The sequence below is a fragment of the Ruminococcus sp. CAG:379 genome (assembly GCF_000434255.1).
GTDB classification, from domain to species: domain Bacteria; phylum Bacillota; class Clostridia; order Oscillospirales; family Ruminococcaceae; genus Ruminococcus_F; species Ruminococcus_F champanellensis.
On sequence record NZ_FR894914.1, the window covers coordinates 3,891 to 20,773 of the forward strand.

11 protein-coding genes and 1 pseudogene are annotated in these 16,883 nt (G+C 54.9%); 3 read left to right on the top strand and 9 right to left on the bottom strand.

Annotation, left to right across the window (positions count from 1 at the left end):
* From QVO51_RS08820 to QVO51_RS08860, 9 genes are all read right to left on the bottom strand, one after another.
* Positions 1-476: hypothetical protein (locus QVO51_RS08820; protein ID WP_288168047.1), on the bottom strand; the 476-nt coding region annotated here is incomplete at its 3' end.
* Positions 477-692: 216 nt separating this feature from the next.
* Complete coding sequence (locus QVO51_RS08825) at positions 693-3,359, bottom strand: cation-translocating P-type ATPase (protein ID WP_022358102.1); 2,667 nt, start codon at positions 3,357-3,359, stop codon at positions 693-695.
* Between the two features lie 198 nt (positions 3,360-3,557).
* Positions 3,558-5,459, bottom strand: coding sequence for a polysaccharide biosynthesis protein (locus tag QVO51_RS08830; RefSeq protein ID WP_022358103.1), 1,902 nt, complete (start codon positions 5,457-5,459; stop codon positions 3,558-3,560).
* Positions 5,460-5,707: 248 nt separating this feature from the next.
* The gene (gene glmS / locus QVO51_RS08835; protein WP_022358104.1) at positions 5,708-7,546 is read right to left on the bottom strand and encodes a glutamine--fructose-6-phosphate transaminase (isomerizing); all 1,839 of its coding nucleotides are present in this window, start codon (positions 7,544-7,546) and stop codon (positions 5,708-5,710) included.
* Between the two features lie 66 nt (positions 7,547-7,612).
* Positions 7,613-7,822 carry a DUF6897 domain-containing protein gene (locus QVO51_RS08840; RefSeq protein ID WP_022358105.1) on the bottom strand — a complete coding sequence of 70 codons (210 nt, stop codon included), beginning with the start codon at positions 7,820-7,822 and terminating at the stop codon, positions 7,613-7,615.
* 267 nt (positions 7,823-8,089) lie between these two features.
* Positions 8,090-10,462 (bottom strand): dockerin type I domain-containing protein, encoded by a 2,373-nt coding sequence (locus QVO51_RS08845; RefSeq protein ID WP_022358106.1) that lies wholly within the window; start codon positions 10,460-10,462, stop codon positions 8,090-8,092.
* A gap of 112 nt (positions 10,463-10,574) precedes the next feature.
* The gene (locus QVO51_RS08850; RefSeq protein WP_022358107.1) at positions 10,575-11,273 is read right to left on the bottom strand and encodes a CpsB/CapC family capsule biosynthesis tyrosine phosphatase; all 699 of its coding nucleotides are present in this window, start codon (positions 11,271-11,273) and stop codon (positions 10,575-10,577) included.
* Positions 11,267-12,076: a CpsD/CapB family tyrosine-protein kinase gene (locus QVO51_RS08855; RefSeq protein WP_288168048.1), complete on the bottom strand. Its 810-nt coding sequence runs from the start codon at positions 12,074-12,076 to the stop codon at positions 11,267-11,269. The genes QVO51_RS08850 and QVO51_RS08855 overlap by 7 nt, the downstream gene beginning before the upstream one ends.
* Positions 11,985-12,767 (bottom strand): YveK family protein, encoded by a 783-nt coding sequence (locus QVO51_RS08860; protein ID WP_022358109.1) that lies wholly within the window; start codon positions 12,765-12,767, stop codon positions 11,985-11,987. Before QVO51_RS08860 ends, QVO51_RS08855 begins: the two co-directional genes overlap by 92 nt.
* A gap of 220 nt (positions 12,768-12,987) precedes the next feature.
* On the opposite strand from QVO51_RS08860, the gene QVO51_RS08865 reads away from it, so the two are divergent.
* From QVO51_RS08865 to QVO51_RS08875, 3 genes and pseudogenes are all read left to right on the top strand, one after another.
* On the top strand, positions 12,988-13,689 hold the full coding sequence (locus QVO51_RS08865) for a JAB domain-containing protein (protein WP_015558087.1): 702 nt from the start codon (positions 12,988-12,990) through the stop codon (positions 13,687-13,689).
* An 11-nt stretch (positions 13,690-13,700) separates the two neighbouring features.
* On the top strand, positions 13,701-15,689 hold the full coding sequence (gene uvrB / locus QVO51_RS08870; protein WP_022358110.1) for an excinuclease ABC subunit UvrB: 1,989 nt from the start codon (positions 13,701-13,703) through the stop codon (positions 15,687-15,689).
* Between the two features lie 73 nt (positions 15,690-15,762).
* Positions 15,763-16,883: pseudogene (locus QVO51_RS08875) on the top strand (excinuclease ABC subunit UvrA); the annotation flags it as partial.

Genomic DNA, 16,883 nt, shown 5'->3' on the forward strand with positions numbered 1-16,883 from the left:
CCCCCCAGCCACTTTTGCAGCCATTTTCCTGCCTTTGCGGTTAATTCTCCTACTCTGGGATGATTGGGTGTCACAAAGGCTGCAATGATCTCCGGCACTTGCAGCAAGCCCGGCCACTGGTCATAGGCGAGCAGGGCAATGGAAATGCATTCCTCATGCAAGCATGTCTCCTCCTGCATCACCCGGATCCGGATATTGCCCTCCATCCGCTCCGTCAGTGAAAACAGATAGTCCCCATGCATCACCAGCCGCACCGGCGACAGCTCCACCGGCGTCCCCGGAGACAGCTTCGGCAGCTGGGCTTCAAATACATGGGCAAATTCCGGCTCAAAGCCGATCCGTACCCGGAGACCGTCCAGTTCCTCCTGTCCCTGATTGGTGAAAACCAGCCTGCGGATCACCGGAATATAATTTTGCTGCATGGCAAAGTTGATCGTTCCTGCAACCTGTCCGTTGATGCTGATGTTTGCATCCATACGCCTGCTCCTTCCTGCATACACTGCGACAATATCTAAGCTTATTATAGCACGAACTTTGTCAGAAATCAACAAAAACCGTCTCCAGTCAAGCTGTTGCGGGAAAGCAGCGTCTGGAGTAGCGCAAAAGCAGCCCGGAAACGATGGGATTCATCGCCTCCGGGCTGTTTGGATTTGTATTCGGCTGCACCACTCAAAGATGATACAGTATTGCCTTTACTTGCTGCCCAATCTGCGGAACAGCTTCACCAACTCCACGATGGGAATGATGAGGAACGCCAATCCCACGGCAGTCAGATACTCCGCCGGACTGATGGACTCAAACTGGAACGCCTGCTTCAACGCCGGAATGTAGATCACTGCAGTGGTGGCAATCAGAGAGAACGCCATGGCACCAAACAGGTACCAATTCTGCCTATGCGCAGCGAAGATGGAACCCTTTTCCCGGCGCATGTTGAAGGCATGGAACATTTCCGTCAGAGACATGGTGAGGAACGCCATGGTCATGCCGTCTGCACTGTTCTCGATGGCAAAATGTCCACGCTCCATATAATCCCCGATCAGGTACGCCGCCAGAGTCAGCAAGGCGATCACAAAGCCCTGCCATACCACGTCCACGCCAAGACCGCCGGCGAAAATGCCTTCCTTCCGATCCCGGGGCGGCCGCTGCATAATGTCCTTCTCACCGGCTTCCATACCCAGCGCCAGTGCCGGAAAGGCATCCGTGATCAGGTTGATCCACAACAGGTGGGTGGGCTTGAGAATGGTAAAGCCCAGCAGAGTAGCAATCAGGATGCTGATAACCTCCGACAGGTTGGAGGACAGCAGGAACCGGATGGTGCGCCGGATATTATCATAGATCCGCCGCCCTTCCTCTGCCGCCTTGACAATGGTGGCAAAGTTGTCGTCGCTGAGGATCATATCTGCCACGTTCTTGGTTACATCCGTACCGGTGATGCCCATGCCAACGCCGATATCCGCAATTTTGATGGAGGGCGCATCATTCACCCCGTCTCCGGTCATGGCAGTTACCATTCCCCGTGCCTTCCATGCCTTCACGATCCGCACCTTATGCTCCGGCTGTACCCGGGCATACACGGAAAATTCGGTGACACGCTGTGCAAAATCCTCGTCGCTGATCTGGTTCAGTTCCGCTCCGGTAATGGCTTGGGAGGGATCCGTCAGAATCCCCAGCTCCATGCCGATGGCAACTGCCGTATCCCGGTGATCTCCGGTGATCATGACCGGACGGATGCCGGCAGAACGACACTGGGCAATTGCCGCCTTGACCTCCGGCCGAACCGGATCGATCATGCCGGTCAGACCGCAAAATACCAGGGACTGCTCCAGATTTTCCGAAGTGTAATCCCCCGGTGCAGGCTCCTGGGCATGCCGCCGGTAGGCTGCCGCCAGCACCCGGAGCGCCTTGTCCGCCAGTGCCTTGTTTGCCCCCAGAATCTGCTGCCGGAGAGCATCCGTCATGGGTACCTCCTTGGTGCCGTCAAAGTAGACGCTGCACCGTGCCAGTAAGCAGTCCGGAGCGCCCTTGGTGTACTGGAGGATGCCCTCCTCCGTCCGATGCACTGTGGTCATCAGCTTCCGGTCGGAATCAAAGGGCAGTTCCCCGATCCGGGGCTGCTCGTCTTTCAGTACAGGCTTAGGCAGTCCGCACTTATTTGCATATGCCACCAGAGCACATTCCGTAGGCTCTCCAATCGCCTCCCCCTGGTCGTCCAGCTCTGCATCGCTGCACAGTGCCATGGCGGTTGCCAGCAGCGGCTCACTGCCTGCCTCCCGGGTTTCCACCACGGTCATTTTGTTCTGGGTCAGGGTGCCGGTCTTGTCGGAACAGATGATCTGGGTACATCCCAGGGTCTCCACCGCCGACAGCTTCCGGATCACCGCACCCTGCTTGGACATTTTCGTCACACCCATGGACAGCACGATGGTGACCACCGTTGCAAGCCCCTCCGGAATCGCTGCCACCGCCAAGCTCACTGCCACAATGAAGGTGTCCACATAGGTCTTGGGATTGGTAAAGTCACCGGTTCGCAGTAGGGATGCCACAAACACAATCACGCAGATGCCCAGCACCAGCCAGGTCAGATACCGGCTCAGCTGGGTCAGCTTTTCCTGCAAGGGTGTCTTTTCGTCCTGCGCCGCATTCAGCGCCCCGGCAATCTTGCCCATTTCCGTATGCATACCGGTGCCGGTGACCACTGCGGTACCTCTGCCGTACACAATGGTGCTGCCCATATACAGCATATTCCGACGATCCCCCAGAGAGATCTCCTTTCCGTCCTCCCCATGCAGTCCCTCCGCTGATTTATCCACCGGCACGGATTCTCCCGTCATAGCGGACTCCTCACACTTCATGGAGGCGCATTCCAGGATACGGGCATCTGCCGGCACAGCGTCTCCAGCCTCCAGCAGGATCACATCACCGGGCACCAGCTCATCCGTGGGCACGGTGGCAGGCTTTCCATCCCGCAGAACCTTGGAATGCGCAGCGGTCATTTTCTTCAGCGCATCAATGGCCTGTTCCGCCTTGGATTCCTGCACCACGCCCAGAACTGCGTTCAGCAGCACCACCACTGCAATAATAATGGTATCCGCAAAGTCCGACAGCCCCACTCCGCCCCCTTCAAACAGGGGAATCAATGCGGAGACCACTGCCGCCGCAATGAGAATGATGATCATAGGATCCTTCAGCTGTCCCAGAAACCGCTTCCAGACGGGGGTCTTTGCCGCCTCTGTCAGCTTGTTTTTCCCATATTGTTCAAGCCGCCGCTGTACCTCCTTCTGATCCAGCCCCTTGGGACTGCTGCCCAACGCCTCCAGAGCATCCTCCGGGGTCTGCAAGTGATATGCCTTCTGCTCCATACCTGCAACTTCCTTTCCTATATTTTACAGTAAAAAGCGAGACTCCTGCATCTCTGCAAAAGTCTCGCAAATTTCGTCTCAACGAAAGATTTCCTACCGAGAGCCATGCTCCGTGATGACGACAGGAACCATACATCCGCCCGGCGGATATATATGCTACTCCCTTTTCAATGATTTTACCATACCGGGAGCGGATTGTCAAGCCATCATAAGCACCTTTTTGTTGAACTCCTCCGGGGTAGTAAAGGTGGGAACCATTTCATGCAGCGCCCACACGGCAGTGGCTTCATCATTTTTCAACGCCGCATCCCGCAGCCGCCGCAGTGCCTGAATAAAGGTGGTGTCATTGATCTCGATTTGTCTGCCAATGAAAATCAGCTTGTTTTGGGTCTTTTGCAGTCCCTCCTCGTCCATCAGCAGCTCCTCCTTGACCTTCTCCCCGGGTCGCAGTCCCGTAAAGACAATGGGGATATCTGTATAGAACTGCTTGCCGTACATGCGGATCAGGTTTTCCGCCAGTGCCACGATTCGCACCGGCTTACCCATATCCAGCACGAAAATCTCGCCGCCGTGGGCAATGGCTGCCGCCTCCATCACCAGGCTCACCGCCTCCGGGATGGTCATAAAATAGCGGATAATGTCCGGATGGGTCACAGTCACCGGCTTGCCCTGCTCGATCTCCCGTTTGAACAGAGGAATCACCGATCCGTTTGAGCCCAGTACGTTGCCGAACCGGGTGGTGACAAATTCCGTCACCCCGTCCTTCTCCTGGGACAGATACTGGATGATCATTTCACAGCACCGCTTGGAAGCTCCCATCACGTTAGTGGGATTCACCGCCTTGTCCGTGGAGATCATCACAAACTTCTGCACATTGTGGAACTGTGCCAGGCTTGCTACGTTGAAGGTGCCCACCACGTTGTTCTTGATAGCCTCCATGGGAGAAACCTCCATCAAAGGCACATGCTTGTGAGCCGCCGCATGGAACACGATCTCCGGCTTGTATCGATCCATAATCTGGTTCATCCGGAAGTAATCCCGGACAGAGGCAATCAAGGTCACCAGATCCAGACTGTCTCCGTACTCCATTTTCAGCTCCTGCTGAATATCATAGGCATTATTTTCGTAAATATCCACAATGATAATCTGCTTTGGATTATATTTTGCGATCTGCCGCACCAGTTCCGAGCCGATGGAACCACCGCCGCCGGTGACCATGCACACCTTTCCGCTGATGAACGCCCGGATATCCTGGTTGTCAAATTTGATTGGCTCCCGTCCCAGCAAATCCTCCACCTTAATGTCATGCATCTGCCCCAGCAGGGTATTTTCCTCAAAGATCAGCTCACTGATAAAGGGCATTACCTTCACCGGCAGATTCGCCTTTGCGCAGATATCCAGAATCCGCTGCCGCTCATCGTCCAGGCAGGAGGGGATGGAGAAAATAATCTGCTGGATCTGCATCTGTTCCGTATACTTCAGAAGCTCGTCCGTGGCACCAACCACCGGCACCCCTTGCACCGCTGTGCCGATTTTGGCAGTATCGTCGTCAATGATGCACACCGGATCATAGGAAGCGTCATTGACCGCCCGGCTTTCCCGGGTGTTGAAGATCTCCCGGATCAGCATATCTGTCGCTTCCCCCGCGCCGATGATCATAGTTCGCTTATAGGCTGTCTCCACCTTGCCGCAGGCGGTCAGTTCAATAAAGGTCTGCTTGAAGATGTACCGGAACAGACAGATGCCGATCACAATGATGCCTCCATGCAGCACTGCATAGATCACCGGCACATCCCCCCGGATGATGTACACCAACAGACAGGCGGCAGTGACCCCTGCTACAACCCCATATACACAGGAGAGATAATCCCTTACATTAAAATACCGCCATAGCTTGTTGTATGCCCCTGCAAGCATCAGGCAGGCACCACAGCAGCACACACTGACCGCCATGGACATCCGCAGGTCGGATACACCAAGACCATCCCCAAAATTAGACAATAAAAAGTCTGCAAGCAGTGCAGAAATGACTATGATAAATGCATCCGCAACTGCCAGGATCATTTTCCGGTACCGGAACTTCTGAATCAATTTTTTCAATCCACACATCTCCCACATGTTGTCTGAACTATACTTGTAATGCATGACGGAATCAATTTACAGAAGGACTCGATGATAAAATACAAAACCGTCAATAAACAGAGTTTGTTGTATTGATTGTAACATGAAATATCAAAAAATTCAAGAGATGGAGGGTAGAAATTCAAAGGAAATTTGAAGAGTTTTCTAATGAAAACACACATACGCAAAAAATCCCGGTCTCCAAACACAGAAACCGGGATATGATATTATTCTACTGTTACGCTCTTTGCCAGATTTCTGGGCTTATCCACATCAAAGCCCTTGCCAACAGACACATAATAAGACAACAGCTGCAGGGGAATGACCGAAAGGCTCCCGGCAAACAGATTGTCGATTTTTGGAATATAAACCGTAAAGTCCGCCGTATCCTCCATGGCATAATTGCCGTAGGTAGTCAGACCAAACAGCTTGGCGCCCCGGCTCTTGACCTCCACCATATTGCTGATGGTTTTTTCATACAGTGCTGACTGGGTCACCACGCTGAACACCACGGTACCGTCCTCGATCAGGCTGATGGGGCCATGCTTCAGTTCTCCTGCTGCGTAAGCCTCTGAATGGATGTAGCTGATCTCCTTCAGCTTCAGGCTGCCCTCCATGCCGATGGAATAATCAATGCCTCTGCCGATGAAGAATGCGTCCTTGATGTTCACGATCTTGGAGGCGAACCACTGGAGCCGCTCCTTATCCTCCAGGATCCGCTGGATCTTCTCCGGAATGGTTTCAATGTCTGCGGCCAGTGCGGAAAACCGCTCCTCTGTGATCTCTCCTCTTGCCTTGGCGAACTGCATCGCCAGCAGATATGCTGCAACCAGCTGGCAGCTGTACGCCTTGGTGGTGGCAACGGAGATCTCCGGCCCAGCCAGGGTGTAGAATACATCGTCCGCCTCTCGAGCAATGGAGGATCCCACCACATTGACAATGCCCAGAGTCTTGACGCCCTTTTCCTTGCAAAGCCGAAGTGCCGCCAGGCTGTCTGCGGTTTCGCCGGACTGACTGATGATGATCGCCAGACTGTTCTTTGCCAGGGTCATAGTCCGGTAGCGGAACTCGGAAGCAAGCTCCACCCGAACCTGTAAGCTGGTCAGCTCCTCCAGCACATACTGCGCCGCCATGCCTACATGATACGCAGAACCGCAGGCTATGATATAAATCTGCTGGATATTGCGCATTTCCTCATCGGTCAGCCCAATGCTTTCAAAGCTGATCTTTCCGTTCTGTAATACGGAATGGATGGTATCTCGCACCACCTTGGGCTGCTCGTGGATTTCCTTGAGCATGAAATGCTCGTAGCCGCCTTTTTCTGCCGCTTCCGTATCCCAGTCAATGGTCTTCATTTCCTTCTGGATCTCATCTCCGTCCAGGTTGTAGAAGGTCACGCTGCCCTTTGTGAGCCGGGCAAGCTCCAGATTGCCGATATAGTACACATTCCGGGTGTATTTGAGAATTGCCGGCACATCGGAAGCAAGATAGCTTTCTCCTTCCGCCAGCCCGATGATCATGGGACTGTCCTTCCGGGCAGCATAAATCTCCCCGGGGTATTCCTTGAACATAACCGCCAGAGCATAGGATCCCCGGATTCTGACAAGGGCATGGTTCAATGCGTCCACCGGCGTGCCCAGATACTTTTTGTAGTAGTAATCGATGAGCTTTACGGCAACTTCCGTATCCGTCTGGGATTTGAAGGTATAGCCCTTTTTCAGCAGCTTATCCCGCAGCTCCTGGTAGTTTTCGATGATGCCGTTATGTACTGCGATGACGTTTTCATCATCGCTGCAGTGGGGGTGGGCATTGAGAGCGGAAGGCTCTCCATGGGTCGCCCACCGGGTATGCCCGATGCCGCAGGTACCCTTGACTGCCTTGCCGTCGTTGGTCATTTCCTTGAGTACCTTCAGCTTCCCCTTGGCTTTGACAATCTCCACCTCGTCATTTTCGTTCCGGACAGCGATGCCCGCAGAGTCATAGCCTCTGTATTCCAGCTTGGACAGACCGTCCAACAGAATGGGTGCTGCCTCTTGACTGCCGGTAAATCCTACAATTCCGCACATAAATTGTTCTCCTCACAAAAGAAAGATAATATTGTCATGCATGTTCCTCTCCGGGAACTGAACAGATCACTGCCGCTTTTTCTTCATACTGCGTGGACGCTCCTGGATCCGGCTGATATAATCCACACTGATGAGCTCGATCTGGTGATTGGCACGTTCCACCTGGATCCATCCCTCCTCCACCTTCCGGAGAAATCCACCTACCGTAGAAACAGAGCCATCTGACACATACACGATCACTTCCTGACCCAGCATGGTTTGAATCAGATCATACATATCCTTGTTTCCTTTCCTCCGGCGCCGTCTGATGATCCGCCGGATGTGAGCACGCCGTGCTGCCGCTCTTGCAGGCAGTACGATCAGAAATAAAACTATGGCAACACCGCACAAAGCACGCCTGGCAGCTTTGCCCTATGAAAATGATCCAATATGCCTGCATTCTGATCCTCTACCGGGCTTACTCTGCCAGAAATATGTTATTATATTATTATACACGACTTTCAATGAATTGTCAACCAATGAAACGGGATTTGTGCAGCAGGCTCATGTCCCGGTCAGCATCCGGCGCAGCATGGTCAGATCCGCTCCGCTCAGCATGCCGCTGCCGTCCAGATCTCCTGCCCGCCAGTTTGCCAGGGATACCTGCTCCCGGCGCAGCCATCTGCCCAGCAGCACTGCATCCGCCACAGTACATGCTCCGTCTCCGTTCACGTCTCCGGTGACGGAATCCTGCCGCAGCCGATATGTTTTGATCCGGACATTGCCCTGCTCCGAGCAGTATGCCACATACAGCATATCCCCGGCGGCAGCGGTTGCAGCGGCTCCCACCGTTTCACCGGCAATGCTGTTGCCAAGCTTCGCAAATCCACCGTCCCGGTACTGATACACCGCCAGGTCACTGGGATTCTGGGTGCTGACGGTGAGATACAACCCGTCCGCTGTCCGGGTCAGCTCCGTGTAATAGCAGTTGCCGCTGACGGCATTCCCCAGCAGGGCATGTTCCGTTTCCCCGTTCTGCAAAGCATACAGCCCCGCCGCCTGCTCTGTGGCAGAAATATAATACCCCTCCTGTCCCCGGATCAGATCCGTCCTGCCGGCGCTCTGATCGGACAGGGAAATGGTTCTGTGACCCTGCGCATCCCACACATCCACCGCCGGAGCCGTGCTATTCACCGCCCCCCGGTATGCCACCGCAACACTGGTATCATCCGCCCCGATGGACAGATTGCACACATCCCCTGCGCCATCCTCATAATCGGTTTTCTCCCCGGTATTCAGATCATAGGCAGACACATGAAGCCCATATGGGAAGGAGCCAGTGGTGTAAGCAAGATACAGTCGATCCCCCCATATAGTGAAATCCTGGTACTGAGACAGTTCACTGCCCCGGGTCAGCTGCTGCCATGTCCCATCCTGATAGGATCGGATCACATAGGAAAAATTCTTGCCGTCCTGGTACAGCACATAGGGAATCTCGCCTCGCATGCACAGCTTCGGATCATATGCCTGCTCCGGCAGTCTGCTAACCTGTTCCCAGGTGTTGTCCTGCAACCGGCTGAGGATCGCACCATCGGTTCCACCCGTCAGCATATACAGCACACCGCTGTCCGATGCCTGCAGATCCAGTGCAGAGGCTCCGGTCATCCAGTCCGCCTCCGGTATGCTTCGCCAAAGATCCCGATCCGTAGTATCCTGAAACCGGGCGGTAAAGTGCAGCTGATCCCCGTCGATCCGGATATCCGAAAGCCGGATGCCGCTGTTGGTGCCATCCGAATACACCAGTGCCCCATCCGTAATGGTAGCTGTAGGATCCAAAGAGCCAATGCTGTCCGGCGCACCCTCTCCCCCGTAGGCGGACAGATAGGGGTTCCCTTCCCCGGCGTCCAGACCGGTTTCCTCCGGCCGGAACACATAGATCTGATCTCCGGATGCACCGTGATTGCCGTGAATCTCCGTGTTCACCCGGTACACCACCATACCGGTGCCGTAGATCTTCACGTCCATTTCCTCTGAATAGGGTGTGCCCTTCTGCCGGAATTCCACAGCGAAAAATTCCGTATCCGACAGAGGCGTTTTCAGCAGATACAACCGGTTGCCGGATCGGGCGGAGGCTGGTTCCAGAGTATAGGTTCCGTCCTGGGTAACGGTTTTCGCATCCAGCCAGCCAGATACGCTATACCGCATATACGCCAGAGGATACTGCACAAATATCGAATTTGAAGCCATAATGTCCCACATCCCGACAGGAATTCCGGTACGGTCATCGTTCCGGTACAGATCCGGGTAGCCCACCGAGTGCAGAAACTCATGCCCCAGCACACCTACGCCACCCATGATGGAACTGCCAAACAATGTGGCGCTGTTCTGTATGTTCACCATGCCACTCTGCGCATCGTTGATGCCAATACCTGGCAGTGAAAACGCCCGGGGCCAGAACAGGGACTCTGCGGTTTCAGTGTCCGCATCCATTACCAGGATAATATTATCCACAAGGCCATCTCCGTTTCCGTCCAGCCGGGAATCCCGGGGCACTGGCACATGGGAGATCACTTCCGCAGCCATAGTTTCCAGATTGTGATAGCTGTCCAGTTCTCCGGACATGGTGTAGGGCAGGATGGTGTCCCCCTCCAGCTGGGGAAAAACGAAGTCCACCTGCATCTGCCCATAGGAGATTTCGTTGATGTACCCTGCCAGGGAGCGGAAGGTGTTTTCCTTCCGGCAGTAATCCAGCATTTCCGCCGTATGCGCCTCCATAAAGTTATAGCCATCCTCTCCCTGGAACTGGGCAAACAACACCAGGTTGTGCACAGTCTGCACAGCAGCGTCCGCATGCTCCGTCCCAGGGGCATATCCCCCCAGCAGCAGAAACACCGTGCATACAGCAGCGGTCAAGAGCCGGAATCCTCTTGGCTTCATAACACTCCTTCTTTCTTTTTAAAAATGCGTGCAATTTGCACAAGAATAGTATACATATAAATTGAGAAAATGTCAATCTCGACAGCACAGATCCATGAAAAAACCGCACAAGCTATGCCTGTGCGGTGCTGTATGATAGAATATGCTGTGCAAACAGACGATCCGCCTGCTGTAGAAGTTCCGGCTTTGCCTTGCGCAGTAAGAAATCAAAATTGGGCCGCCGATCAGACAGATTGTGACAATCCGAGCCAAAGAGCACCGGCAGTCCCCGTTTCAAAAGCTCCTTGACGATCCGCTTCTGCCGGAAGCTTTCAAATGCCTCTGCATTGATCTGAAAAATGGCATCCCACCCGAGAACCGTTTCCAGATCCGCCTGGGAATACCACATCAGATACCGATGCACATGGGCGATCACCGGGGTCAGACCCTGCTGCACGGCAATGGCATGCACCTCCTGCTCCATCCAGCTCTGATAGGGCGCATAGGGCAGCTCCAGCAGGATGAGATCCGTTCCGGTTATGGTCAGCGCCCTGATCTGCGGCAGATCGCTGATACCCTGCTCAATGGCAACCTCCGCTCCAAGCCGCAGCTCCATAGGCAACTGCTGTTCCACAAGGGCATCAAAACGCATCTGCCGCTTTGTCAGATACGCTGCCGGATCCGGCTCCCGGTGCAGGTAAAAATGAGGGGTCGCCACCACCCGCTCCACCCCCTGGGCATGAAGCCGGGTCAGCATCTCCAGGGACATATCCAGGCTCTGACTGCCGTCATCCATATTGGGGAGAACATGCGTGTGTACATCCGTCAGCATGCGAATCCTGCCTTTTCCTTTTCTTCTGCCTGCTTTGCAGAGCCGTACTGATAGTCGTATTTATACTTGTACTTGTATTTATAATTGGAGTAGTAGCCGCTCCCGTGCTTGCTGGACACTTCGTTGACCGCAAAGCCCAGCACGTTGCAGTTGGCAAGCGCCAACCGGTTCACAGCATCGTCCAGTTCCGGATAAGTAGTAGAACCGTAATGCACCACCATAACCACCCCGGCGATTTCCTGGGACAGACCAGCCACATCGGACACCACGTTGATGGGGGCGCAGTCGATGAGAATCATGTCATACCGCTCCTTCAGCGTCTCCAGCAGTTCCTTCATCTGTCTGGATGCCAGCAGCTCAGAGGGATTGGGGGGAATGGTGCCAGAGGTCAGCACATCCAGACTACCGGTCACATTCCGGTTCAGCGCCTTGTCCAGAGGCTTGTCCCCGGTAATCACATCGGACAGTCCGACCTTATTGGACAGCCTGAAGCACTTATGCTGCACGGGCTTGCGCATATCCGCATCGATCAGAAGAACCTCCTTGTCGGTCTGTGCCACCGCCACCGCAAGATTGGCAACGGTAACAGATTTCCCCTCGCTGGGGTTCGCACTGGTCATGGCAACGATCCTGCTGTCGCAGGTGGAAATGACGAAGGACAGGGCGGTACGGAAGCTTTTGTATGCCTCCACTGTGGAAAATGGAATGTTCTCATTGCCGAACAGCAGCCGGGTCTTCCGGTCTGCATCCGTACCCCGATTCTTTTTCTTTGCCTTGCCCCCCGATGGACAGGATCTCCGCAATGATGGGCTTGCTGAAATGCTTCCGGAGTTCTTCCGCATCCCGGACTGTATTGTCGAAAAAGTCAATCAACAGAATGACCAGGATTGCCAGCAAAGCACCTCCGGCAAAGCCAATGGCAGTGTTCTTGGTGACACTGGGGGATACCGCCGCCTCATAGATCTTGGCATTCCCGATCTTTTCCACTGATCCGGCACCTACCACCCGGATCAGAACCTCCGGTGCCACATCTGCCATAATGTTGCAAAGCTCTGCGGACAGGGCGGCGTTCTTGGTGGTGGCGGTGATCTTCAGCACCTCTGTATTGTTCACTGCCGCCATGGTGAATGCGCTTTTCAGGCTTTCGTTGGTAATCTGACCGTTTTTTATGGTAAAATTACCGGACAGCTCCTCCGGGGTATGCTGCTTCAGCAGCTGCTCCCCCACCTGCTCCATCACTGCGTCATTGTTGAGAATGACGATATAAGTGCTGACCAGGGATTTGGACACGGACAGGTCACTGTTGTTGATGTCCTGTTTCTGATCCTCCTTGTTGCGCACATACATGGATACGTTGGACTGATATTTTCTGGGAATCGCAAAATCTGAAATCAGAAACGCCGCCAGCCCACAGATCAGAGCGGCACCGATGATCCACCAGATGCGTCCCAGCATCAGATAAACCAGATCTTTGATTGTGTATTCTTTTTTCATGCATTCTTCCATCTTTGCTTATTCTGTCCCACCGCCAATGGTTCCCCAGGCGACACACTATCAGATTAAAGTATACCACTTATCTTATTTATTGTCAATCAATCTGCATGCATTTTTTCCTGTGGCAAATCCTCTGTACACTTTTTTTATAAAAACATCTTTCACATGAAAGCGAAATGCGGTATAATAGAAGCATACGGATACAGAAGGGGGAACGGATATGGGCAAGGAACCGGCGGAACAGAGCCTGCACAGCGGACACCGGGATCGGATGCGGGCTAAATTTTTGCAGCAGGGACTGGAGGGCTTCCAGGAGCATGAAATGCTGGAGCTGACCCTGTTCTACGCCCTGCCCCGGGTAAATACCAACGAGGTTGCGCATCGGCTTTTGCAGCGGTTCGGCTCTCTGGCAGATGTGCTGAATGCAGACTATCACGCCCTGCGGGATGTAAAGGGTATGGGGGAAAGCAGTGCCATGTTGCTGACTCTCATCGCCCAGTTGTCCCGGCAGTACCGGCTCAGCGCCCGGAAGGATCTGACCCTGAACACCTTTGACGCCACCTGTGCCTACTTCAAGGATATTTACCTGGGAGAACCGGAGGAGCAGCTGCGGCTGGCATGTCTGGATGACCGGCTCCGTCTCATGTCCTGTGGAGTGGTGTCCGAAGGCGCCCCCAGCAGTGTGCCGGTACACATGCGCCGGCTGGTGGAGTATGCATTGCAGCAGAAAAGCGAGCTGGTGGTGCTGGCGCACAACCATCCCAACGGCACGGCGATGCCTTCTCCGGAGGACATTGCCGCCACACAGAAAATCTTCAATGTGCTCAAAAGCGTGGGCATCCGGCTGGTGGATCACATCATCGTTGCCGGAGAGCAGGCAGTATCTTTAAAGGAATACGGGGCATTTTCATTATTGGATTAAAAGGAGAACCTATGGAACAGGCATGCTTTCATCTCAAATCGGATTATCAGCCTGCCGGGGATCAGCCGGAAGCCATTCAACAGCTGGTGGAGGGTCTGAACCAGGGGGAAAAGGGACAGGTGCTGCTGGGAGTCACCGGCTCCGGCAAGACCTTCACCATGGCGAACGTCATTGCGCAGGTGAACCGTCCCACCCTGGTGCTTGCCCACAATAAGATCCTGGCGGCGCAGCTTTGCTCAGAATTCAAGGAGTTTTTCCCGGACAATGCAGTGGAGTATTTCGTATCCTACTACGATTACTACCAGCCGGAGGCATACATTCCCAGCACCGACAGCTTCATTGAAAAGGACTGCGCCATCAACGACGAGATCGACCGGCTGCGTCATTCCGCCACCACCGCCCTGGCGGAACGCCGGGATGTGATCATCGTGGCAAGCGTATCCTGCATCTACTCCCTGGGCAGCCCGGAGGAGTACCGCTCCATGGTGGTATCCGTCCGGCAGGGCATGGAGAAATCCCGGGAGCAGCTGATGTCAGAGCTGGTGCGGATCCAGTATGAGCGGAACGATATCAGTCTGGAGCGGAACAAGTTCCGGGTGCGGGGGGATGTGCTGGAGATCTGCACCTCCGGCACGGCGGATCATGCACTGCGAATCGAGTTTTTCGGGGATGAGATCGACCGGATCACCGAGATCAACATGGTTACCGGGGAGATCCTTGCCACCCTGCAGCATGCCGCCATCTTCCCGGCAAGCCACTACATTGTGGGCAGGGACAAGCTGGAGGATGCCATTGCGGATATTGAAGCGGAAATGCAGGAACGGGTGGCATTCTTTGAAGCCAACCACCAGTTGATTGAAGCCCAGCGCATTGCCCAGCGCACCCGGTATGATATCGAAATGCTCCGGGAGATCGGCTTTTGCAGCGGCATCGAAAACTACTCACGGGTACTTTCCCGGCGCCCCCCGGGCAGCGTGCCCTATACCCTGCTGGATCACTTCCCCAAGGATTTTCTGCTGATCGTGGACGAAAGCCATGTGACCCTGCCCCAGGTGCGTGCCATGCAGGCAGGGGATCACGCCCGGAAAAAGACCCTGATCGACTATGGCTTCCGGCTGCCCAGTGCCTATGACAACCGGCCACTGAGCTTTGCCGAGTTCAACGAGCACATCGGGCAGGCCATCTACGTCAGTGCTACGCCCGGCCCCCTGGAAAAGGAACGCTCCGGCAGGATCGTGGAACAGGTGATCCGTCCCACCGGTCTGCTGGATCCTCTGGTCACGGTCAAGCCCATCGAGGGGCAAATGGAGGATCTGCTGTCGGAGATCCACAAGCGCACCGACCGGCAGGAGCGTGTACTGGGCACCACGCGTGTACTGGTCACCACGCTGACCAAGCGGATGGCGGAGGATCTGACGGATTACCTGGAGGGCATGGGTGTCCGGGTCCGGTACCTGCACCACGACATCGACACCATCAAGCGTATGGAGATCATCCGGGATCTGCGGATGGGAGAATTCGACGTGCTGGTGGGCATCAACCTGCTTCGGGAGGGTCTGGACATTCCGGAGGTTTCCCTGGTTGCCATTCTGGATGCGGACAAGGAGGGCTTCCTCCGGTCGGAAACCTCTCTGATCCAGACCATTGGCAGAGCCGCCCGGAATGCTCAAGGTGAGGTCATCATGTACGCCGACTGCGTCACCGGCTCCATGGAGCGTGCCATTACGGAAACAGAGCGGCGCCGGAGCATCCAGATGGCGTACAACGAAGCCCACGGCATCATTCCGAAAACCATTCACAAGGACGTGCGGGAGGTTCTGGAGATTTCCTCCAAGGAAACCGTAGAGCAGGAGACCCATGCCCCCAGGATGTCCAAGAAGGAACGGCAGAAGCTGATCGCCACTCTGACGGATCAGATGAAGCAGTCTGCAAAAATGCTGGAATTCGAGCATGCCGCATACCTGCGGGACAAAATCGCCCAATTGCAGGCAGAGGACTGAACCAAGGCAGCACCCCGCAAAGCCGCCAGGCGGATTTTGTCCGGTGATGCTTTCAGAAAGGATACTATAGATTATGCAGGATAAAATCATCATCCGTGGTGCCAGAGAGCACAACCTGAAAAATGTGGATCTGGAGATCCCCCGGGATCAGCTGATCGTCATGACAGGGCTGTCCGGCTCCGGCAAGTCCTCCCTGGCGTTTGATACGATCTATGCGGACGGACAGCGCCGGTATATGGAGAGCCTGTCCTCCTACGCCCGGCAGTTTTTAGGGCAGATGGAAAAACCGGACGTGGACAGTATCGATGGTCTGTCCCCTGCCATTTCCATCGACCAGAAAACCACCTCCAAGAACCCCCGCTCCACGGTGGGCACCGTTACGGAGATTTACGATTATCTGCGTTTGCTGTATGCCCGGATTGGTATCCCGCACTGTCCCGTCTGCGGCAGAGAAATCCAGCAGCAGACGGTGGATCAGATCGTGGATCAGGTGCTGAAGCTGCCGGAGGGTACCCGGTTCCAGCTGCTGGCACCCATCGTCCGGGGTAGGAAGGGCGAGTACACCAAGGAACTGGAGGGAGCACGGCGCTCCGGCTATGTACGGGTCCGGGTGGACGGCAGCATGTATGAGCTGAGCGAAAAAATTCCCATGGACAAGAACAAAAAGCATAACATCGAGATCGTGGTGGATCGTCTGGTGGTGAAGGAGGGGATCCGTTCCCGGCTGACGGACAGTCTGGAAACCGTGGTGTCCTTGACGGAGGGGTTGATCCTCATTGACGTGATCGGCGGCGAGGAAAAGCTGTATTCCCTCAATTACGCCTGCCCGGAGCATGACATCAGCATCGGGGAGCTGACCCCCCGAATGTTCTCCTTCAACAATCCCTTCGGTGCCTGCGACACCTGCGGCGGTCTGGGAGCATACCGCCGGATCGATCCGGCACTGGTCGTGCCCAACCGGGATCTGAGCATCCGGCAGGGGGCGATCAAGGCCATGGGCTGGAACTCCCTGGACAGCGGCTCCATCAGTATGATGTACTACAGTGCCATTTCCAAGGAATACGGCATCTCCCTGGACGTACCGGTAAAGGAGCTGACGGACAAGCAGCTGAACCTGTTCCTGTATGGTACCGGCAAGCATGTGCTGCATCTGGAGCGCACCACCGCCTACGGCAGCGGCAGCTATGACGCACC

Bases quoted from the DNA above. Each gene is read 5' to 3' on its own strand.
- QVO51_RS08825 (WP_022358102.1), bottom strand. From the start codon at position 3,359: ATGGAGCAGAAGGCATATCACTTGCAGACCCCGGAGGATGCTCTGGAG.
- glmS (WP_022358104.1), bottom strand. From the start codon at position 7,546: ATGTGCGGAATTGTAGGATTTACCGGCAGTCAAGAGGCAGCACCCATT.
- QVO51_RS08840 (WP_022358105.1), bottom strand. From the start codon at position 7,822: ATGTATGATCTGATTCAAACCATGCTGGGTCAGGAAGTGATCGTGTAT.
- QVO51_RS08845 (WP_022358106.1), bottom strand. From the start codon at position 10,462: ATGAAGCCAAGAGGATTCCGGCTCTTGACCGCTGCTGTATGCACGGTG.
- QVO51_RS08850 (WP_022358107.1), bottom strand. From the start codon at position 11,273: ATGCTGACGGATGTACACACGCATGTTCTCCCCAATATGGATGACGGC.
- QVO51_RS08860 (WP_022358109.1), bottom strand. From the start codon at position 12,767: ATGAAAAAAGAATACACAATCAAAGATCTGGTTTATCTGATGCTGGGA.
- QVO51_RS08865 (WP_015558087.1), top strand. From the start codon at position 12,988: ATGGGCAAGGAACCGGCGGAACAGAGCCTGCACAGCGGACACCGGGAT.
- uvrB (WP_022358110.1), top strand. From the start codon at position 13,701: ATGGAACAGGCATGCTTTCATCTCAAATCGGATTATCAGCCTGCCGGG.